This window comes from Lysobacter brunescens (assembly GCF_042677005.1).
Taxonomy (GTDB): domain Bacteria; phylum Pseudomonadota; class Gammaproteobacteria; order Xanthomonadales; family Xanthomonadaceae; genus Lysobacter_I; species Lysobacter_I brunescens.
In genome coordinates this window covers 2,636,206-2,656,502 of sequence record NZ_JBHTIF010000001.1, presented here as the reverse complement: position 1 = coordinate 2,656,502, position 20,297 = coordinate 2,636,206, and the positions used below count along the sequence as shown (strand labels likewise).

Sequence of the window (20,297 nt, the reverse complement as noted above, 5' to 3'; positions counted from 1 at the left end):
GGCCCCAAGGCTTCAGCACCCGGACGCGGGGCTTCCCGTATCCTGTGCCGATGTTCGATCCCCCCGCTCCGGACGACCGCAAGGCGTTCACGCCGAGCCAGCTGAACGCGCTGGCCCGCAACCTCCTCGAAGATGCCTTTCCCCTGGTCTGGGTGGAGGGCGAACTTGGCAATCTGTCGCGCCCATCGTCGGGACACCTCTATTTCACCCTCAAGGACGACCGCGCCCAGGTCCGCTGCGCGCTGTTCAAGCCCAAGAGCCAGTGGCTGAAATTCACGCCCCGCGAGGGCCTGCGCGTGCTCGCCCGGGGGCGGCTGACACTCTACGAAGCGCGCGGCGACTACCAGCTGATCCTCGACACGATGGAGGAGGCCGGCGAAGGCGCGCTGCGCCGGGCCTTCGAGCAGCTCAAGGCAAAGCTGCAGGCGGAAGGCCTGTTCGACCAAACCCGAAAGCGCGCCCTCCCCGCCCATATCCGCCGCCTCGGCGTCCTGACCTCACCCTCCGGCGCGGCCGTGCGCGACGTGCTGAGCGTGCTGCGCCGCCGCTTCCCGCTGCTGGAGGTCGACATCCTGCCCGTGCCGGTACAGGGTGAAGCCGCCCCGGCGCAGATCGTGCGCATGCTCCAGGCCGCCGGCCGCTGCGGCCGCTACGACGCACTGCTGCTCACTCGCGGCGGCGGCTCGCTGGAAGATCTCTGGGCCTTCAACGACGAGGCGCTGGCGCGCGCGATCGCCGCATCGCCTGTACCCGTGGTGTCGGCAGTCGGCCACGAGGTCGACATCACCCTTGCCGATTTCGCCGCCGACCTGCGCGCGCCGACGCCATCGGTCGCGGCCGAACTGCTGGTGCCTGATCGCAGCGACCTCGCCTCGCGCCTCCGCGCGCAGGCGCGGCGGCTGCAGGCGAACTGGGACCGCCATCAGCGCCACGCCGCGCAACGCGCCGATCGCGCCGCACTGCGTCTACAGGCGCAGCGACCGCTGGCCCGTCTCGACGCCCTGCACCACCGCCAGGAAGCCGCGCTGCGCCGGCTGCAGGCTGCGTGGCAGCGCCAGCAGGCCGCACGCACCGCGCAGCTGCGGCACCACGCCGCCGTGCTGCGCGCCGCGCGTCCGCAGCGGCGACTGGAACAATTGCGCGAACGCCTGCGCTCGCTGTCGGATCGGCCGCGCGCCGCCACGGTGCGGCTGCTGCAGGCGAAGACGATGCAACTTCACGGGCTCGCGCGTTCGCTGGAAGCGGTCAGTCCGCTGGCGACCGTCGCGCGCGGCTACGCGATCCTGCAGCGCGAAGACGGCCGCATCGTGCGCAGCGTGCGCGACGTGCAGCCGGGAGAACGACTCGATGCCCGCGTCGCGGACGGCGTGCTGCGGGTTCGCGCTGAAGACAGCCACGAGCCGGACGCATCGCCCTAGAGAACATGCATCCGTAGAGCGGAGCTTGCTCCGCTCATTCTGCTCGCCATCATGAAGATCGAGCGGAGCAAGCTCCGCTCTACAAGGCACAAGACGCGATGCGCGTCATGTCAAGGGCCGCCCCAGATCTCCTCGTCGACGGTCTTCGCCCGCTTCGCGGGACGCACGCGACCGTGCACGTCGATGGCCACGCCTTCGCGACGCAGTCGCTTCAATTGCTCGTCATGATCCGGCGAACCCGGCGGAAAGGCGCTGCGGCCGTCCGCGCGCAGCACGCGATGCCACGGCAGCGCGGGATCCTCGTTCTGCGAGAGCAGGCGTGCGACCAGGCGGGCACGCCCCGGCAGGCCCGCGCGCTGCGCCACCACGCCATACGCAGCCGTCTCGCCGCGCGGGATCGCGCGGATCGCGGCCAGGATGCGTTCGGCGGCAGACAGGGGGTCCATGGACCGGTAGCATAGTGCACCGCGCTCCCCCGCTCGCCACGTCGAGTTCCCCGTGCCTTCGAGTCACCGCACCATGCAGAATTTCGAACAGATCCGCAGCCACCTCACCTCCGGCGACTTCCGGATCACGATGCAGGAGCCCTACGTGCTGTGCGTCGAGCTGTCCCTCGACCAGGGACGACGCCACCAGGCCATCTTCCTGTCCGAACTCGTGGACGACGATGGTCGCCACTACCTCCGCGTCAGCACCGTGATCGCGCCGACCACCGGCATCGACTGCCGCCGCGCCCTCGCCTTCAACTGGGAAAGCCGGGTCGGCTACCTCGCCATCGGCGAACTCGACCGCGTGCCCTACCTGCAGCTGTGCGAGAACCGTCCGTACGACAGCCTCACCGGCGCCGAAGTGGATCGCCTGATCCTGGAGATCGGCGGGATGGGCGACGAACTGGAACGCGCGCTGTCCGCAGGCGGCGACCTGCTCTGAGCCACGGCGTCTCCGAATGCAGCAAACGAAAAGCCCCGGCAATGCCGGGGCTTTGGCGTGATGCGCGGGACCGATGCCTCAGGCCCAGCCCAGCGCCTCGAACAGCTTGAGCAGGCCGTAGGCCACGCCACCGGCGGCCGGGATCGTCAGCACCCACGCCCACAGGATGCGCTCGATCACGGTGAACTTCAGCTTGCGCGGGTTCTTGCCGAAGCCCACGCCCATGATCGCGGTGGAGATGCTGTGCGTGGTCGACACCGGCATGCCGAAGTGCGCGGCGCCGACGAGGATGGTCGCCGAGGCGGTTTCCGCCGCGAAGCCGTCGATCGGATGCAGCTTCACCATCTTGTGGCCGAGGGTCTTGATGATCCGCCAGCCGCCCATCGCGGTGCCGGCCGCCATCACCACGGCGCAGGTGACGACGATCCAGGTGTCGATCTCGTTCTGGTCGCCGCCCGGATGGAGGAACGCCGCCCACGACGGCAGGTTGTCCAGCGTCCCGGCGCTTTCGGCGGCGAAGATCGTCAGGGCGATGATGCCCATCGTCTTCTGCGCGTCGTTGGTACCGTGGGCGAAGCCCATGTAGCCAGCGGAGACCAGCTGCAGCTTGCCGAAGATCGCATTGACCCAGCGCGGACGCGCCAGCCGGCCCAGCGCGCCACCCAGTTTCGACAGCAGCTTGATGCTGCCGTAGAGAATGCCGAGGATCAGCACCCCGAGGGTGAATCCCGCGATGGGCGAACTGACCATCGGGATGACCACCTTCCACAGCAGGCCCTTGTTGCTGGTCCAGCCTTCCGCGCCCAGCTTCGACCAGATCAATGCGGCGAAGTTGTTGTCGGCGGCGGCCAGGGCGGCACCGCAGAGGCCGCCGATCAGGGCGTGCGAGGAGGAGGACGGCAGGCCGAACCACCAGGTGATCAGGTTCCAGGTGATGCCACCGAGCAGGGCGCAGAGGATCACCTGCGAAGTCACGTTGACCACTTCGGTGTCGATCAGGCCCGAGGCGATGGTCTTGGCGACGGCGGTGCCCCAGAACGCACCCAGCAGGTTCATGAAGGCGGCCAGCATCACCGCCTTGCCGGGGCTGAGCACCTTGGTCGCGACGACGGTGGCGATGGAGTTCGCCGTGTCGTGGAACCCATTGATGAACTCGAAGACGAGCGCGGCCAGGATGACCACGAGGACGAGAGTGAGCATGTCGACTCCGTCAGCTGTTCTTCAGCACGATCTGGTAGGCCACGACGCCCGCTTCGCGGCAGCGGTCGATGGCCTTTTCCAGGATCTCGAAGAATTCCTTGAGCAGGAACATCTGCAGGGGCTCGAGCTTGCCGGAATAGATGTCGCGATAGAGCTCGAGCATCAGGCGGTCCGCCTCGTTCTCCAGCGCGCGCAGCTTCTCGTTCAGCGCGGTCATGCGGTCGATGTTGAGGTGGCGCAGTTCGCTGACCATCTCCACCACCACGCCCGAGGCCTGCTCCAGCATCGCGGCGCGCGGCGCGAAATCGATGCCTTCCAGGTGCTTGATCGCGAGGGAGTAGCGGTCGGCGAACTTCTCGATCTGCTTGGGGATCTTGTACAGCGCCGAGCCCAGGGCCTCGATGTCCTCGCGCTCGATCGGGGTGATGAAGCTGTCGACCAGGGCCTTGCCGATCTTCTCCGAGGCGGCGCGCTCGCGGGTGCGGGCCAGCTTGAACTCGTCGAGCGCCGGCTGGCGGTCGGTGACCTTCATCATGGCGTGCAGCGCCTTGGCGCTGTCGTGCGCGGCCGCGGCGGCCTCGTCGAGCAGGCCGTAGAACTGCTGGCCGGAGCCGAAGATCGTTTGCAGGGAGAACATGGGCGATCGCCTCGATGACAGTGATGTGAATATGGTAAGTCTGAATTGTGACTTTCAAATGACAGCAGACCCTTTGGCGTCACCTGGATGACACCAAATCGTCATTCGGCGGGTTCCGGGCGAAGCTGAACAGGCCACGCCCCGACGCCCCGGGACGGTCATGGGCGCCTGTTATCATCCGCGGACCGTATGGCTCCCCCAGACCCCCTCCCAAGCATGACCCCGCCGGCGCCCCGCACCCGAGGCCGCCAGCGGCCTGTCATCCCCGCACCCCTCTCCCGCCGCCACGCCCTGTCGGCCCAGGCCACCGCCCTCAATAGGGGTGCCGGCCGTGCTTGAGCTGCTCGTCGTCATCGCCCTGATCTTCGTGAACGCCTTCTTCGCCCTGTCGGAGATGGCCCTCATGACCTCGCGCAAGCTCAGGCTCAAGCAGATGGCCGAGACCAGCCGGGGCGCGCGCAAGGCCCTGGCCTTGGCCGAGCATCCGGACAACCTGCTGTCCACGGTGCAGGTGGGCATCACCCTGATCGGCGTACTGACCGGCTTCTTCGGTGGCGAAGCGATCGGGCTGCTGATCGCCGACTGGATCGACGACCTGTTTCCCATGGCGCACGCCTACGCCGACAAGATCGGCATCGGCACCGCCGTGACCCTGATCACCGCCGGCCAGGTGATCTTCGGCGAACTGCTGCCGAAACGACTGGCCCTGACCAATGCCGAAGTCATCGCCAGCCGCGTCGCGATCCCGCTGGACATGCTGGCGCGCGCGGCAACGCCTGTGGTTCGCGCGCTGGGCTGGATCAACCGCGCCGTGCTGCGCCTGCTCGGCATCCGCGACGATGCACGCAACGCGATCACCGAAGAGGAAATCCAGCTGCTGGTGAGCGAAAGCCACGAGCAGGGCGTGATCGACGACGACGAACGCAACATGATGCAGCGGGTCATGCGCCTGGGCGACCGCACGGTCGAAAGCATGATGACCCCCCGCACGCGGATCGTCTGGCTGGACGCCAATGCCGGCTTCGACGAGAACCTGGCGGAGATGCGCGACACGCCCTACTCGCGCTACCCGGTCTACCGGGGCAGCGATGCCGATGTGCTCGGCGTGCTGGAGGTGAAGTCGCTGCTCGATCGCCTGGACGAGCGCAGCCCGGACCTGTTCCGCACCCTGCGCCCGGCCCTGTTCGTGTCCGAATCGACCCACGCCCTGAAGCTGCTGGAGATCTTCCGCGAAGAGCAGCAGTCGCTGGCGCTGGTGGTCGACGAATACGGCGAGATCACCGGCATGGTCACCGTGAACGACATGATGGGTGCGGTGGTCGGACGCCTGCAGTCCAGCGAAACCCCGGATGCGGATGCGCTGGTCATCGAGCGTGCGGACGGATCGCTGCTGGTCGACGGCTCGCTGCCGGTGGACGAGCTGCGCGAGATCATCGGGCAGCGCCTGCCGCAGCAGGACGAGCACGATTACCACACCGCCGCAGGCATGGTGATCGCGCATTTCGGACGCATTCCGAATACCGGCGAATCGTTCGAGTGGGCCGGCTGGCGCATCGAAGTGGTCGACCTGGACGGTCCGCGCATCGACAAGCTGCTGCTGACCCGGCTCATGGACGAGGCCGATGGCGACTGACGGGAACGACACCTCCGGCCAGCGTCCCGTCGGGATGCGCGCCGTACTCGATGGCCTTTGCGATGGCGACCCGGACGATCAGCTGGTCCTGAAGGATCTCGCCGGCGGACTGGGGCGCAGCGCCTTCGGCATGCTGCTGCTGGTCGCGGCCCTGCTGGCCTTCCTGCCGCCGGGCGTCGCCGGAGCGGTGAGCGGCCCGTTGGCCGTGCTCGTCGGCCTGCAGCTGCTGCTGTTGCGCGAACATCCCTGGCTGCCCGCCTTCGTGGCCCGGCGCGGTCCGCAGCGCAAGACCCTGGTGCGTCTCGACCGAGCGGGCGATCGCTGGTTCCGCTGGCTGGAACGCGTGATCCGTCCGCGCCTGACGATCGTGATCGACCACCCGGTGGCGACGGTCTTCACCGGCCTTCTGCTGGTGCTGCTGGGCATCCTGCTGGCGCTGCCGATTCCGTTCACCAACTACATCTTCGCCGGCCTGCTGCTGCTCTACGCGCTGGCCCTGCTCGAACGCGACGGGGTGCTGATGCTGGTCTCCTGGGCCGCCGGGCTGGTCGCGATCTACGTCTTCGGCGCGGTCTCCGGCAATCTCGCCGCGATGCTCTGGGCCTGGGTCGCCGCGCTGGGCTGAGCGCGCGCACATCGATGTCATCCCGAGCGCATGCGAGGGACCTGCCTTGCGCAAGGCATTCGCGTGGCTGGGTGACAATCAGCAGGTCCCTCGCATGCGCTCGGGATGACATGACACGTGCGGACGCACCAGCGCCACCGCATCGGTCGAAACGATCGATCAGTCGATCAGGGCCATGAACTCGTCGAGGCCCAGCGGGTAGCCGAGCCAGTAGCCCTGCGCCAGGTCGCAGTTGCGCGATCGCAGCAGGTCGAACTGGCCTTCCTTCTCCACGCCCTCTGCAATGACGGTCATGCCCAGCGAATGCGCCATGGCGATGATCGCGCTGGTCAGTGCCAGGTCGTCGGGATCGCGCATGACGTCGGCGATGAAGCTGCGGTCGATCTTCACGCCGTCGACCGGGACGCGACGCAGGTGGCTGAGGCCCGAGAAGCCGGTGCCGAAGTCGTCCAGCCACACCTTGATGCCGCTGTCGCGGAGGTGGCCGAGGATCTTCCTCGCCTGCTCCTCGTCGTTGAGCACCGTGGTCTCGGTCAGCTCCATGTGGATCAGCTCGGGCGGCAGGCCGCTTTCGCCGAGCGCGGCGAGCATCTGGTCGCGGAAGTCGCCGCTGCGCAGCTGGCGCGCGGACACATTGATCGACACGAACAGGGCATTGGCCGCGCCGCCGCGCTGGCGCCAGCGCATGGCGTCGCGACAGGCCGCGCGCACCACTTCAGGACCGATGACCTCGATCAGGCCGCTCTGTTCGGCCACGTCGATGAACACCGACGGCGCAACCGGGCCATGCACCGGATGCTGCCAGCGCAGCAGGGCCTCGGCGCCGGCGAGGCGCTTGTCGGCGACGTTGTAGATGGGCTGGTAGACCAGCGAGAGTTCGCCGCGCTCCCATGCGCCGCGCAGGTCCTGCTCCATGCGCACGCGGCGCGAGACCGCCTGCTCCATCGCGCGGCTGTAGAAGCGGTAGCCGTTCTTGCCCGCGACCTTCGCCTGGTACATGGCGATGTCGCCGTTCTTCATCAGCATGGTCGCGCCGGACGCGTCGTCCGGGAACACGGTGACGCCGATCGACGTGCCCAAAAAGACCTGGCGATCCTGCACCACGATCGGACGGCTGAGCTCGGCGACCAGGGTTTCGGCCAGATGCGCGGCGGCGGCGCGGATGTCGCCATGGTCGCCCACCGGATGCAGCAGGATCACGAACTCGTCGCCGCCGAAGCGCGCCAGTTCGCCGGCTTCGCCGCCGATGCGCAGCACGGCTTCGCGGATGCGGTTGGCGAACTGGATCAGCACTTCGTCGCCGACATCGTGGCCCAGGGTGTCGTTGACCCGCTTGAAATCGTCGATGTCGGCGAACAGCAGCGCGAGCTGGCTGCCCACGCCGCGCAGCTGCATCAACCGGTGGTCGAGCGTTTCGCGGAACGCCAGGCGGTTGGGCAGCCCGGTCAGGGAATCCGTGTAGGCCATGCGGCGCATGTCGCGATCGTGGCGAACGATGCTCTCGGCCATGCGCGAGAAGGCGTTGACCAGGGCGCCGACCTCGTCCTTGCGCCGGCTCGCGGGCAAGTCGGTGGCGTAGTTGCCGGCCTCGATCTGCAGCGCGGCGTCCGACAGCCGCCGGATCGGCCGCACCAGCGCGCGCTGCAGGGCGATGCCGACCAGCACGGCCATCGACACCAGCATCATCAGCAGCAGCGCGATCCAGGTCAGGTGGCGGCGGCCGATCTCGTTCAGGCGCGAGGTCGTCTCGCGGTTGATCCGCGCTTCCTCGACCTGGATCTTGTCGAGCGAATAGCCCACGCGCACGCCGCCGAGGCGCTGGTCGCCGATCAGGATCGGCGTGGAAATGTCCATCACCTGCGCGGTATCGAGCACCTGCAGGTCGCGGGCGGCGACGATGCGACTCGCCAGCGGATCGCCCATCTGCTGGCCGAAGGTCGGGATGTCGCCCGAGCCGTCATGGAGGATGTTGCCGCGCGCGTCGTAGACCAGCACGTAGCTCACGTCGGGCTGGCGCAGGATGCTGCGCGTGGTGTTGCCGATGGCGTCGAGGTCGAAGTAGTAGACCGGATTGACCAGCAGGTCGGCGGCCTGCGTCACCTGGGCCTCGCCGCGCTGGCGCAGGCGATCGAACACCAGGCTGCGCGTGCCCTCCTGGCTCAGGCGCAGCACCTCGGCCTGGGTGGTGGTCTGGCGCTGCCAGATCAGGGCCACGACCGCGAGCATCATCACCATCGCGACGGTGATCAGGGTCATGAACTTGGCCTGCAGCCCGGCGAAGAGCTTCATCCGCTGAACCCCCGGCGCATCGGCTCATTCCACATCGGCTTTCACCCTGGCCACGCCGCTGCGCAGCCGTTCCAGCACCTGCGATGCGCCGTCGTCGATCGGCAGGAAGCGCGTGGTGCGGAAGAAATGGCGCATCGCCTGGGCCGCCTTCGGATCGGAGGCGGCCTCGATCAGCACTTCGCGCAGACGCGCCTGCACCTTCGGGTCGAGGTCGGCACGGACCATTTCAAGCGCGCGCGGCACCGGTTCGGTGATGTGGATGACTTCCAGATCCTTGCGGAACGACGGCGGCACGCGTGCCGGGTTGTTCCAGTCCAGGTCGCTCATCGTGCCCGCATCGACGAGGCGCTTGTGGACCCAGGCGCCGATGTTCAGCTCGGACCGCGCGAACACGTAGCCGACGTTGTCGCGGCTTGGCTTGTCCATCGGCGACAGCAGCAGGCTCAGCGACAGGTCCCGGCGCAGCAGCTCGATCGCCGGCACGAAGTAGGCGCTGGTGGAGGCGTTGTTCTGGAAGGCGACGCTGCGTCCGGCGAGATCCTCCAGCCGGACCAGCCCGCTGTCGCGGCGGACGAAGAACACCGTGCGGTAGCGGCTGACGCCGTCGCGCTCGGTCAGCAGCATCGGCCTCACGTTGCCGCGCGACTGCAGCAGCACCGCCGACGCGGCGGTCTCGGTGACCCAGTCGACCTGGCCACGGCGCAGGTAGCTGGTCATCTGCTGGGCATCGCGGGCCATCAGCACCCGGCCCTCGCGGATGCCGACGTCGGCCATGCGCGGCACGACGTAATCGAGCAGCGGCTTGAGCTGTTCGTAGTGGATCTTCGGGTCGTCGCTGATGCGCCCGAGGACAAGAATGTGACGCTCACCGTCACCCGCTGCCGAAATCGGCACGATGGCGAACAGACCGGCCAGCAGCAGGATCGGGGCGAGAAGGCGGGCGAGCAGGCGCGTCGGCATCAGGTCCCCGTCATCGACGTGGCGCCGCCCGGGCGAAGCGGGCGTCGTCGGAACCGGGCACGGACGACCATCGCAGGATCAGTCCGCAGTCTTGCGCGGTGCGGGCAGGCGGCCATGGGCGATGTCCGCCATGCGCTGCGCATCGGCCAGCATTCCCCGCAACAGCCGGACTTCGCGCGCATCCAGCCCGGCGCGCAGGAACAGGCGCCTGAACTTGCGGATCGCGGCAGCCGGGGTCCGGCCTTTGTGGAAATCGATAGCATCCAGGGTGTCCGCCAGTTGCGAGAAGAAGCCCTCAAGTTCGCCGTGCGTGGCCGGAGGCTCGCTGCGGACCTCCGGTCGCTCGTCCTGTCGCCGCACCGCGATGGACGCATCCACCGGGTCCGACGACGCCTGAAGTGACCCAATTCGCAATTCGTATGCCAAGACCTGCACAGCCGCCGCCAGGTTGAGCGAACTGTAGTCGGGATTGGCCGGGATGTGCACGGCGGCATGGCACAGCTGCAGTTCGTCGTTCTCCAGGCCGGTACGCTCGCGGCCGAAAACGACCGCCACGTCCGCGCCACCGTCGGCAGTGTCGAGCGCGCGCGCCGCGCCGACGCGCGGCGACAGCTCCTCGAGGGCGATCCGCCGGCTGCGCGCGGTGCAGCCCAGGACCAGGCGACAATCGGCGACGGCCTCGGCCAGGGTCTCGAAGCGGCTGGCGCTGTCCAGGAGATCCGCCGCCCCGGCGGCCAGGGCCACCGCCTCCGGGTGCGGGAAGCGCTCGGGCGCCACCAGGACCAGCCGGGACAGGCCCATGGTCTTCATCGCACGAGCAGCGGATCCGATGTTTCCGGGGTGCTGGGTCCCCACCAGGACGATGCGGACCCGGTCGAGGGAGGACGGAAAGGTGGACGATTCGGGGGAGGTCGGGTCGGAAGTCATGGCGACAATGTTAAACTCCCGCGCCGGCCCCGAGCCGGACTGTTCTTTTCCCCTGCCCCTTTTCGCTTGCGCCCCTCCGGGCGCGTGGAGTCGTTCGCGATGCATCAGCCCGCTGTCAATGTCATGGTCAAGGCGGCTCGCGCCGGCGGCAACATCCTGCTGCGCCACATGGCCCGCCTCGATGCCATCGAAGTGACCGAAAAGGACCGCATGGACTACGCCAGCGAGATCGACGGTCTGGCCGAGGCCGAGATCATCAAGGAGCTGCGCCGCGCCCAGCCGGATTACGCGGTCCTCGGCGAAGAAGGCGGACACCTGAAGGGCAACCGCGGCCCCAGCCGCTACACCTGGGTCATCGACCCGCTCGACGGCACCAGCAACTACCTGCGCGGCATCCCCCACTGGTGCGTGTCGATCGCCCTGTGCGAAGGCGCAGAACCGCTGCATGCGGTGATCTTCGACCCCCTGCGCAACGAACTGTTCACCGCCAGCCGCGGTGGCGGCGCGCAGGTCAACGGCAAGCGCGTCCGCGTCTCGGAACGCCGCGAACTGCAGGGCGCCCTGCTCGCCACCGGCTTCCCGCCGCGCGAACGCAAGCGCACCGATGCCCAGCTCGACTGCATCAAGAGCCTGCTCGTCCACGCCGAGGACATCCGCCGCGCCGGCTCCGCCGCGCTGGACCTCGCCTATGTCGCCGCCGGTCGCCTCGACGGCTATTTCGAGGCCGGCATCATGGCCTGGGACATCGCCGCCGGCGTGCTGATGGTCCGCGAGGCAGGCGGGAGGGTCTGCGATTTCCGTGGCGCCGCGCTCAGCCCGATGCACATCGATACCGGTCCGCGCCAGATCGTCGCCGCCAACGTGCGCATCATCGAGCCGCTGCAGAAGACGATCGTCAATACCGGCTACGCCAAGGCCTTCGACTGACCGAGGCATCTCCCTTGCAGAGCGGGTCGCAGACCCGCTGCCCTTCTCCGAAGGCGACCAGCGGATCTTCGATCCGCTCTGCAACAGCCAAGGAAGACACAAGGAAAAAGGCCGCGCATCGCTGCGCGGCCTTTCTTTTTGGTGCGATGCCGCCCGGATTACGGGCGACGCGCCAGCTCGGCTTCGTCCTTCGCCTTCGGCAGCAGGTCCTGCTTGCTCACGCCCAGCCACATCAGCAGCGGGCAGGCGACGAAGATCGACGACAGCGTACCGATGATGATGCCGATCATCTGCGACTCGGCCATGCCCTGCAGCGAACCGCCACCGTAGAGGTACAGCGCGAACACCGTGAGGAAGGCCACGAACGAGGTGATCACCGTACGCGACAGGGTCTGGTTGATCGAACGGTTGAGGACCTCGTACGGGTCGGCGCGCATGCCGCGGAAGTTCTCGCGGACGCGGTCGAAGACCACGATGGTGTCGTTGATCGAGAAACCCATCACCGACAGGATGCCGGCCAGCACGGTGAGGTCGAACTCGTGCCCGCTCAGCGCGAACCAGCCGATGACCACGACCACGTCGTGCAGGGTCGTGATGATCGCCGCGACCGCGAACTTCAGCTCGAAGCGCATCGAGATGTACATCAGGAAGCCGACGACCACGAAGACCAGCGCCAGCAGGCCATCCCAGGCCAGTTCCTTGCCGACCTGCGCGCTGATCTCGGAGCTGCGCATCATCCGCGCCGGATTGCCGGGCTCCGACGCCGCCACGCGGACGTTCTCGGCCAGGCTCGACGCATGGTCGCCGGTCGAGTTCTTCTTGGTGGAATCGTCGCGCAGGCGGACCAGCAGTTCCCTGCCGGTGCCGAAGGCCTGCACCTGGGCGTTCTCGAAACCTGCGGTCTCCAGGCGCTCGCGCACGCCATCGACGGCGACCGGCTTGTCGTAGGCCAGCTCGACGCCAACGCCGCCGGTGAAGTCCAGGGCGAAGTTGAAGCCCTTGAAGACCATGCCGCCGATCGCGGCGAACATGATCAGCGCCGCGACGGTCAGCGAGATCATGCGCAGGCGCATGAAATCGATCTTGCTGTCGTAAGGGAACACATTGAACGGTTTCATGATTCTGGCTCCCTCAGATCGCGATGGACTGCAGCTTGCGGCGGCGACCGTAGATCAGCGTCGCGATGGCGCGGGACACGGACACGGCGGTATAGGCCGAGGTCGCGATGCCCAGCATCGTGGTGATACCGAAGCCCTTCAGCGGACCGGTGCCGAACACGAACATCGCCAGACCGGCCAGGAACGCGGTGATGTTGGCATCGAGAATCGTGCCCGAGGCGCGGTCGTAACCCTCGGAAATCGCGGTCAACGGTGGCAATCCCGCGCGCAGCTCCTCTCGTATGCGTTCGTTGATCAGCACGTTGGCGTCCACCGACATGCCTACCGTGAGCGCGATGCCGGCGAGGCCGGGCAAGCTCAGGGTTGCGCCGAACACGGACATCAACGCGAACACCATGAGCAGGTTCAGCAGCAACGCGAGACAGGTCACCAGGCCGAACATGCGGTAGTAGATGAGGAAGAACGCGAGCGCGAACAAGAAGGAGAAGGCCACGGCCTTGAGGCCGCGCTCGACGTTCTGCTTGCCGAGGCTCGGGCCGACGGTGCGCTCTTCGACGATGTCCATCGGTGCCGCCAGCGCGCCGGCACGCAGCAGCTTGGAGAGGCTCTCGGCTTCCTTGCGCTCCAGACCGGTGGTGATGAAGTTCTTGCCGAAGGGCTCGTTGACGTTGGCGATGGAGATGACCTGCTCCTTCACCTGGAAGCTCCTGACTTCCTTGCCGTCGACGATGCGCGAGACCGGCACGCGCTCGATGTAGACCACCGCCATCGGCTTGTTCACGTTCTCGGTGGTGAACTGCAGCATGCGCTGACCGCCGGAGCTGTTGAGCGTGACCTGCACGGCCGGCAGGCCGTTCTGGTCGACCGAACTGCGCGCGTCGACCATGTCCTCGCCGGAGACGATGATGCGCTTGTTCAGCAGCACCGGCGAGGGCTTGCCATCGGGACCGAGGTCGCGGCTTTCGTACAGGCGCGCGCCGGCCGGCACGTTGCCGGTCTCGCGCGCTTCGAGGGCATTGCCTTCGTACACGCCGCGGTATTCCAGGGTCGCGGTCGCGCCGAGGATGCGCTTGGCTTCGACCGGATTCTGCACACCCGGCAGCTGGACGAGGATGCGGTCCGCGCCCTGGCGCTGGATGACCGGCTCGGCGACATTGAGGGCGTTGACGCGGTTGCGCAGCGTGCCGAGGTTCTGTTCGATCGCGTTGAGCGTCATGCCGCGCACGATTTCCTCGGAGACCTCCACCTTGATCAGATTGCCCGAGGCATTCATGTTGAAGGCGTTCGGCGCGACGAAACCACCGGACCCGGTGTCGGTGGCGCTGGCCGTGAGCGAGGTCTGCACCAGGCCCTGCGCCTTCTGCAGGTCGGTGGGGCGATTGAGGGTGATCCAGATGCCGCGTTCGCCATTGCGATCCACCGACTCGTAGCCGACGCCTGCATCGCGCAGCTTCACGCGGATGTCTTCGAGATAGGCATCGAAGCGCTTGTCGATCGCCGCCTTGCGGTCCACTTCCATCAGGAAGTGCACGCCGCCCTGCAGGTCGAGACCGAGGGCCATGGGGCGCGCGCCGATCGCGGTCAGCCAGTCAGGCACGTTCGACGCCAGGGTGAGGGCGACATCGTAGTTGCTGCCGAGCACACCGCGCAGGGCGTCGGCACTCTTGCTCTGGACATCGAGATCCGCTGTGCGGACCAGCAGGTTCTCGCCCTCCAGCTCGATCTCCTTCGGTTTGAGACCGGCCTTGGTCAGCGTCTGCACGACGCGCTGCTTCAGCGCATCGTCGACCTTGGCGCCACGGCTGGCGGAGATCTGCACGGAGGGATCCTGCGGGTAGATGTTGGGCAGCGCGTAGAGCGCGCTGACCAGCACCACGATCAGGGCAATGGCATATTTCCAGCGGGAATATTCGAGCATGACGAGCACCGCGTCCGGTCCTGCGACCGGCCGCATCGGGGTGGACGGAAGGTCAGAGGGACGTCATTACTGCGACGACTTGAGCGTGCCCTTGGGCAGGACGTGGCCGATCGCGCCCTTCTGCACGCGGATCGTCACGCCATCGGCGACTTCGACGGTGATGAAGCTGTCGCCGAGGTCGCGGATCACGCCGGCGATGCCGCCGCTGGTGATCACCTCGTCGCCCTTGGCGAGCTTGTCGAGCATCGCGCGGTGTTCCTTGGCGCGCTTCATCTGCGGGCGGATCATGATGAAGTACATGACGGCGAGCAGCGCGATCGGCAGGAGCAGGCTGCCCATGCCCGGGCCGGCGGGAGCGGCCGCAGCCTGTGCATGCGCGGGGGAGATGATCAGGTCGAGCAGGTTCATTTCGGATCCGTGAACGAAAATTAACGCCGGATTATGCCATGCGGGCGGGCCTTGGCGTGTTCGACCCCTTCCCCCGGCCGGGCCTCGTGGCGCCGGCGACCTCTTGCTGACCGGTCTCCCGGTGAAAAGTTCAACCCGGAGAAGCGCTTGCGCCGGCGCGGGCGGCGTGGAAAGCCTCGCGGAAGGCAGCGAACCGGCCCGCATCGATGGCCGCGCGGATGTCGGCCATCAGCTTCTGGTAGTACCAGAGGTTGTGCAGGGTGCCCAGCATCGGCGCCAGCATTTCGTTGCAGCGGTCGAGGTGGCGCAGGTAGGCGCGGGTGTAGCCGTTGCTGCAGGCGTAGCAGCCGCAGCCCTCCTCGATCGGCCGCACGTCGCGCTCGTACTTCGCGTTGCGGATGCGCACCGTGCCGAAAGATGTGAAGTAGTGCCCATTCCGCGCGTTCCGGGTCGGCATGACGCAGTCGAACATGTCGACCCCGCGCGCCACCGCCTCGACCAGGTCCTCGGGCCGGCCCACGCCCATCAGGTAGCGCGGGCGATCGGTCGGCAGCTGCGGGCAGGTGTGCTCGAGCATGGCGTTGCGCTCGTCCTCGGGCTCGCCGACCGCGAGGCCGCCGATGGCGTAGCCGTCGAAGCCGATCTGCTTCAGCCCATCGGCCGAGCGCGTGCGCAGGTCGTGGTGCACGCCGCCCTGGACGATGCCGAACAGCGCCGCGTCGTTGCCCTCGTGCGCCTTCTTCGAGCGCTCGGCCCAGCGCAGCGACAGCTCCATCGACTTGCGCGCCACGTCCTCGGTCGCGGGATACGGCGTGCACTCGTCGAAGATCATCACGATGTCCGAATCCAGCACCTTCTGGATGCGCATGCTCTCCTCGGGGCCGAGGAAGACCTTGCTGCCGTCGGTGGGCGCGGCGAAGGTGACGCCGGCTTCGGTGATCTTGCGCTTGTGCGCAAGCGAGAAGACCTGGAAGCCGCCCGAGTCGGTGAGGATCGGGCCGTTCCAGCGCGCGAAGCCGTGCAGGCCGCCGTGGTCGGCGATCACGTCCAGGCCCGGGCGCAGATACAGATGGAAGGTGTTGCCGAGGATGATCTCGGCGCCGAGCGCGCGGATCTGCTCGGGGAACACGCCCTTCACCGAGCCGTAGGTGCCCACGGGCATGAACGCGGGGGTTTCGACGGTGCCGCGCGGGAAGGTCAGGCGGCCGCGACGGGCCACGCCGTCGGCGCCGAGGAGTTCGAAGGACAGTCTGGACATCCGGCCATTATGACCGAGCGCGGCGGCCCGGCCGCTGCGTGGGTGCATCGGTCGCGATCACCCACGCGGGAAACGCAGCGGTTCGCCGGCCAGGCGCAGGGAGAGGCGGTCACCGATGCGCGCGGCGGTGGCGGCGTCGAGCGCGATCTCGGCGGTCTCGCCGCTGTCGAACCGCAGCCGGCCGAGATGCTCCGGGCCGATGAAACGCGCGGAGACCAGCTGCGCCGACAGCGGCCCGACCGGGTCGTGGACCAGCTGGCCGGGGCGGACGCGCAGGTCGGCGCCCTCCCCCAGGCCCAGGGTCTCGCTGCGCAGCCAGTCGCCCTGCCCGACGAAGCCGGCGACCCGGCGGTCACGGGGCCGGGCGTACAGGGCTTCGGGCGCGTCCCACTGCAGGATCCGGCCCTCGGCCATCACGCCGATGCGGTCGGCCATGGCGAAGGCTTCGGCCTGGTCGTGGACGACCAGCAGCGCGGTCGCATCGGCGGCCTTGAGCAGGCGGCGGGTGTCCTCGGCCAGGCGGCCGCGGATCTCCACGTCGAGGTTCGAGAAGGGTTCGTCCAGCAGGACCAGCAGCGGCTCCGGGGCCAGCGCGCGGGCCAGCGCGACCCGCTGCTGCTGGCCGCCGGACAGCTCGTGCGGATAGGCCGAGCCGCGGTCGGCGAGGCCGACCAGGGCCAGCAGGTCCCTCGCCCGCGCCGCACGCGCGGCACGGGGCAGCGCGTGCAGGCCGAAGGCGACGTTCGCCGCCGCGTCGAGATGGGGGAACAGCGCGTAGTCCTGGAACATCATGCCGATCCGCCGGGCCTCGGGCGGCAGGCCCGTGCCGGGGCCGGCGACCTCGCGGCCGTCGAGCGCGATCCGCCCGCCGCGCAGCGGTTCGAAGCCGGCGATGGCGCGCAGCACCGTGGTCTTGCCGCAGCCGGAGGCACCGAGCAGGCAGCCGATCTCGCCTCTTGCCAGCTGCAGCGACAAGCCATCGACGGTCGGCCGCGCGCCTACCGCACCGGGATGGACCACGGTCACCGCATCGAGGTCGAGCAGGGGCGCGGTCGCAGTGGGCGGCATGGGATCGGGCATCGGCGGGTTCATGGCGAAAGACGGGGTTCGGAGGCGCTGGCAGGAGGTGTTGCAGGCGCGGGGGCGGGACCTGCGTCGAATCCGCTGCGCGCCAGCAGCACCACGGCGGGCAGCCCCGCCAGCACGATCAGCAGCGCAGCGACCGCGCCCTCCTCGTAGGTGCCGCGCGCGGCTTCGGCATACAGCCAGGTCGCGAGGGTGTCGACGCTGAGCGGGCGCAGCATCAGGGTCGCCGGCAGTTCCTTCATCGCATCGACGAAGACCAGCATCGCCGCAGCGGCCAGCGCCGGGCGCAGCAGCGGCAGGTGGACCCGCCAGAGGCTCGCCGTCGGACCCGCGCCGAGGCCGCGCGCGGCCTGGTCGAGCGAGGGCGGAATGCGCGCCAGTCCCGCCTCGAGGCCGCCGGTGGCGATGGCGAGGAAGCGGATCGTGCAGGCGAGGACCAGCAGGGTCAGGCTGCCCATCAGCAACGGCGTGCCTTCGGACAGCGAGAACAGGACACGATCGACGACGCCCGCCGGGGCCAGCAGGGCGATGGCCAGCACCGTGCCCGGCAGGGCATAGCCGAGGCTGCCGACGCGCAGCGCGAGACCGGCAACGACACCACGGCGACGCGCATTCGCCAGCCGCGCGCCCCACACCAGCACCAGCGCGGCGACCAACGTGGCCATCGTGGCGAACGCAGCGATCCGCAGCGTGTTGCCGGCGCTGGCCCATAGCTGCGGCGAAATGCCCTCGCCGCGCAGGCGTTCGAGGGCCTCGACCGCGAGATGCGCGGCCGGCGCGACGAAGCCGAGCAGCACCGGAATCGCGCAGGCGATCGTCGCCAGCAGCGCAGGCCCGCCGCGCAGGCGCTGCGGCACCAGCGGACGCGCGCGCCCGCCGCCGGCGTAGCGCTGACGTCGACGGCCGAAGCGCTCCAGCGCCAGGGCCAGGATCACCACCGCCAGCATTGCCAGCGCGATCTGCGCCGCACCCGGCAGGTCGCTGCGCGTCACCCAGGTGGTGTAGACAGCGACGGTCAGGGTCTTCACGCCGAGGAACTCGGAGGCGCCGATGTCGTTCAGGGTTTCCAGCAGCACCAGCGCCGTGCCGACCGCGATCGCCGGACGCGCCAGCGGCAGGGCCACGCGCACGAACAGCGCCGCGCCGCCGACGCCCAGCGAACGCGCCGCCTCGACGAGGCTGGCGGCCTGCAGCGCGAACATCGCGCGCACGGTGAGATAGACGTAGGGGTACAGCACCAGGCCGAGCAGGACGATGCAGGCCGGCAGCGATCGCAGGTCCGGCAGGCGGAAGTCGCGCGGGCTGTCGTAACCGAGCAGCGCGCGCAGTCCGGTCTGCAGCGGGCCCAGCGGATGCGAGAGGTCGAGATAGGCGAAGGCGACGATGTAGGTCGGCACCGCCAGCGGCAGCAGCAGCGCCCAGCCGAACAGGCGACGGCCGGGGAAGTCGTAGGCGCTGACCAGCCAGGCGCAGATCGTGCCGACCGGCACCGCCACGGCGGCCACGCCGACCAGCAGCAGCACGGTGTTCCAGGTCGCCTGCGGCAGCACGTGCGCGGCGAGGTGCGACCACAGGCCCGCACTGCCCTGCACCGCCGTCCACAGCAGCGCACCCAGCGGCAACGCGACCAGCGCCGCGACCGCGAACGCGGCCGCGAGCCAGGCCCGTTCGCCCGGAGTCGAACGCATCAGGCGCGCGGCATCACTGGTCGAAACCGACGCGATCGACCAGCACGCTGGCGCGCGCGCGATGCTTGACGATGTCGCCCAGCGGCAGCGGATCGGTCTTGAGCGGGCCGAAGCCGGCGACGATCGGATCGACCGCCACGCCCTTCTTCACCGGCGATTCGTAGTTGGCCTGCGCATACACGCGCTGGGCGTCATCGGAGACGAGGAATTCGAGCAGGCGCACCGCATTCGCGCGGTTCGGCGCATGGCGGGCCACCGAGGCGCCGCTGATGTTGACGTGGGTGCCGCCGCCGGCGAACACCGGGCGCACCACCTGGATGGCATCGCCCCAGCGGCGCTGCTCGCTGCCGGGGGACTCGGACTTCATGCGGCCGGCGTAGTAGGCGTTGGCCAGACCGATGTCGCAGATGCCGGCGAGGATGTCGCGGGCCACGTCGCGGTCGCCGCCGGTGGCCTTGCGCGCGAGGTTCGCCTTGACGCCGCGCAGCCAGGCCTCGGTCTTCGCCTCGCCCTGGTGCGCGATCATCGCCGCGACCAGGCTGATGTTGTAGGGATGCTGGCCGGAACGCACGCAGATGCGGCCCTTCCATTCGGGCTTGGCCAGGTCTTCGTAGCGCAGGCCCGACAGTTTCAGCGAACGCTCGGCGTAGACCACGCGGTCGCGCAGCGACAGGGCGAACCAGTGACCGGTGCGGCCGCGCAGATGCGGCGGGATCGCCGATTCCAGCGGCTTCGACTTCACGCCTTGGGTCACGCCACCGAGCACGAGATCGATCAGCTGGCCGCTGTCGGCGGTCATCAGCAGGTCGGCGGGCGAACGCGCGCCTTCCGCCTTGACACGCTCCAGCAGGCCGTCGCGCAGGAACACGGTGTTGACCTGGATGCCGGTCTCGCGTGTGAAGCGGTCGAGCAGCGGCTGGATCAGCCCGGGCTCGCGGGTGGTGTAGAGATTGAGCGTCTTCGCTACGGGCTGCGCAGGGGCCTGCGCAGCGGCCACGGGCGCGAGGCACGCGAGCGACACGAGCAGCGAAGCGACGACGGCGGAAGCGCGGGACAGCAAACGAGGAGCAGCAGTCAGAGACATGGCAGGCATGGCGCAGGCTGGGGGGAAGCCCGGGAGGAGGATTCTAGTCCGTGCGGCCGCGTCGGCCATCGCCACAGGCGGTCGCAGCGAACGCTGCGGACACAAGTGGCATAGCGCGACCGGGACCGCCATGGTCCGGCGACTATGATGTCAGCGCCGTCCGCCCCACCCTCCCGGCACCCCACGGAGAC

Annotated in this window: 18 protein-coding genes; 5 read left to right on the top strand and 13 right to left on the bottom strand. The window is 68.7% G+C overall.

The window, feature by feature from the left end; translation table 11 throughout:
• Positions 1 to 50: 50 nt before the first annotated feature.
• Positions 51 to 1,418 carry an exodeoxyribonuclease VII large subunit gene (gene xseA / locus ACFQ0E_RS11825; RefSeq protein ID WP_386823887.1) on the top strand — a complete coding sequence of 456 codons (1,368 nt, stop codon included), beginning with the start codon at positions 51 to 53 and terminating at the stop codon, positions 1,416 to 1,418.
• Positions 1,419 to 1,528: 110 nt separating this feature from the next.
• On the opposite strand, the gene ACFQ0E_RS11820 is transcribed toward xseA, so the two are convergent.
• On the bottom strand, positions 1,529 to 1,864 hold the full coding sequence (locus ACFQ0E_RS11820; protein ID WP_386823885.1) for an MGMT family protein: 336 nt from the start codon (positions 1,862 to 1,864) through the stop codon (positions 1,529 to 1,531).
• 73 nt (positions 1,865 to 1,937) lie between these two features.
• On the opposite strand from ACFQ0E_RS11820, the gene ACFQ0E_RS11815 reads away from it, so the two are divergent.
• Positions 1,938 to 2,348 carry a hypothetical protein gene (locus ACFQ0E_RS11815; protein ID WP_386823883.1) on the top strand — a complete coding sequence of 137 codons (411 nt, stop codon included), beginning with the start codon at positions 1,938 to 1,940 and terminating at the stop codon, positions 2,346 to 2,348.
• Positions 2,349 to 2,426: 78 nt separating this feature from the next.
• Here the strand turns inward: ACFQ0E_RS11815 and ACFQ0E_RS11810 are convergent, their stop codons facing one another.
• Both ACFQ0E_RS11810 and ACFQ0E_RS11805 read right to left on the bottom strand, forming a co-directional pair.
• A complete protein-coding gene (locus ACFQ0E_RS11810) occupies positions 2,427 to 3,548 on the bottom strand; it encodes an inorganic phosphate transporter (protein ID WP_386823881.1) in 1,122 nt (373 codons plus the stop codon).
• 10 nt (positions 3,549 to 3,558) lie between these two features.
• On the bottom strand, positions 3,559 to 4,185 hold the full coding sequence (locus ACFQ0E_RS11805) for a DUF47 domain-containing protein (RefSeq protein WP_386823879.1): 627 nt from the start codon (positions 4,183 to 4,185) through the stop codon (positions 3,559 to 3,561).
• Between the two features lie 331 nt (positions 4,186 to 4,516).
• On the opposite strand from ACFQ0E_RS11805, the gene ACFQ0E_RS11800 reads away from it, so the two are divergent.
• Complete coding sequence (locus ACFQ0E_RS11800) at positions 4,517 to 5,818, top strand: hemolysin family protein (protein ID WP_386823877.1); 1,302 nt, start codon at positions 4,517 to 4,519, stop codon at positions 5,816 to 5,818.
• Complete coding sequence (locus ACFQ0E_RS11795; RefSeq protein WP_386823875.1) at positions 5,808 to 6,443, top strand: exopolysaccharide biosynthesis protein; 636 nt, start codon at positions 5,808 to 5,810, stop codon at positions 6,441 to 6,443. The genes ACFQ0E_RS11800 and ACFQ0E_RS11795 overlap by 11 nt, the downstream gene beginning before the upstream one ends.
• A 159-nt stretch (positions 6,444 to 6,602) precedes the next feature.
• On the opposite strand, the gene ACFQ0E_RS11790 is transcribed toward ACFQ0E_RS11795, so the two are convergent.
• The 3 genes from ACFQ0E_RS11790 to ACFQ0E_RS11780 all read right to left on the bottom strand — a co-directional run bounded on the left by ACFQ0E_RS11790 (position 6,603) and on the right by ACFQ0E_RS11780 (position 10,619).
• The gene (locus ACFQ0E_RS11790) at positions 6,603 to 8,732 is read right to left on the bottom strand and encodes a putative bifunctional diguanylate cyclase/phosphodiesterase (RefSeq protein WP_386823873.1); all 2,130 of its coding nucleotides are present in this window, start codon (positions 8,730 to 8,732) and stop codon (positions 6,603 to 6,605) included.
• Positions 8,733 to 8,756: 24 nt separating this feature from the next.
• The gene (locus ACFQ0E_RS11785) at positions 8,757 to 9,692 is read right to left on the bottom strand and encodes a phosphate/phosphite/phosphonate ABC transporter substrate-binding protein (RefSeq protein WP_386823871.1); all 936 of its coding nucleotides are present in this window, start codon (positions 9,690 to 9,692) and stop codon (positions 8,757 to 8,759) included.
• Between the two features lie 78 nt (positions 9,693 to 9,770).
• Positions 9,771 to 10,619 carry an RNA methyltransferase gene (locus ACFQ0E_RS11780; RefSeq protein WP_386823869.1) on the bottom strand — a complete coding sequence of 283 codons (849 nt, stop codon included), beginning with the start codon at positions 10,617 to 10,619 and terminating at the stop codon, positions 9,771 to 9,773.
• A 99-nt stretch (positions 10,620 to 10,718) separates the two neighbouring features.
• Here ACFQ0E_RS11780 and ACFQ0E_RS11775 point away from each other — a divergent pair, with 99 nt between their 5' ends.
• The gene (locus ACFQ0E_RS11775; RefSeq protein WP_386823867.1) at positions 10,719 to 11,546 is read left to right on the top strand and encodes an inositol monophosphatase family protein; all 828 of its coding nucleotides are present in this window, start codon (positions 10,719 to 10,721) and stop codon (positions 11,544 to 11,546) included.
• A 158-nt stretch (positions 11,547 to 11,704) separates the two neighbouring features.
• Here the strand turns inward: ACFQ0E_RS11775 and secF are convergent, their stop codons facing one another.
• The 7 genes from secF to ACFQ0E_RS11740 all read right to left on the bottom strand — a co-directional run bounded on the left by secF (position 11,705) and on the right by ACFQ0E_RS11740 (position 20,106).
• The gene (gene secF, locus ACFQ0E_RS11770) at positions 11,705 to 12,664 is read right to left on the bottom strand and encodes a protein translocase subunit SecF (RefSeq protein ID WP_386823865.1); all 960 of its coding nucleotides are present in this window, start codon (positions 12,662 to 12,664) and stop codon (positions 11,705 to 11,707) included.
• A gap of 13 nt (positions 12,665 to 12,677) precedes the next feature.
• Entirely contained in the window at positions 12,678 to 14,582 is a 1,905-nt protein-coding gene (gene secD, locus ACFQ0E_RS11765; RefSeq protein WP_386823863.1) for a protein translocase subunit SecD, read from the bottom strand.
• 66 nt (positions 14,583 to 14,648) lie between these two features.
• Positions 14,649 to 14,990 carry a preprotein translocase subunit YajC gene (gene yajC / locus ACFQ0E_RS11760; RefSeq protein ID WP_386823861.1) on the bottom strand — a complete coding sequence of 114 codons (342 nt, stop codon included), beginning with the start codon at positions 14,988 to 14,990 and terminating at the stop codon, positions 14,649 to 14,651.
• A 130-nt stretch (positions 14,991 to 15,120) separates the two neighbouring features.
• Complete coding sequence (tgt, locus tag ACFQ0E_RS11755) at positions 15,121 to 16,248, bottom strand: tRNA guanosine(34) transglycosylase Tgt (RefSeq protein WP_386823859.1); 1,128 nt, start codon at positions 16,246 to 16,248, stop codon at positions 15,121 to 15,123.
• Positions 16,249 to 16,305: 57 nt separating this feature from the next.
• Positions 16,306 to 17,328 carry an ABC transporter ATP-binding protein gene (locus ACFQ0E_RS11750; protein WP_386823857.1) on the bottom strand — a complete coding sequence of 341 codons (1,023 nt, stop codon included), beginning with the start codon at positions 17,326 to 17,328 and terminating at the stop codon, positions 16,306 to 16,308.
• Between the two features lie 8 nt (positions 17,329 to 17,336).
• Complete coding sequence (locus tag ACFQ0E_RS11745) at positions 17,337 to 19,022, bottom strand: ABC transporter permease (protein ID WP_386823855.1); 1,686 nt, start codon at positions 19,020 to 19,022, stop codon at positions 17,337 to 17,339.
• Positions 19,023 to 19,035: 13 nt separating this feature from the next.
• Positions 19,036 to 20,106: a Fe(3+) ABC transporter substrate-binding protein gene (locus ACFQ0E_RS11740; RefSeq protein ID WP_386823853.1), complete on the bottom strand. Its 1,071-nt coding sequence runs from the start codon at positions 20,104 to 20,106 to the stop codon at positions 19,036 to 19,038.
• Positions 20,107 to 20,297: the final 191 nt, after the last annotated feature.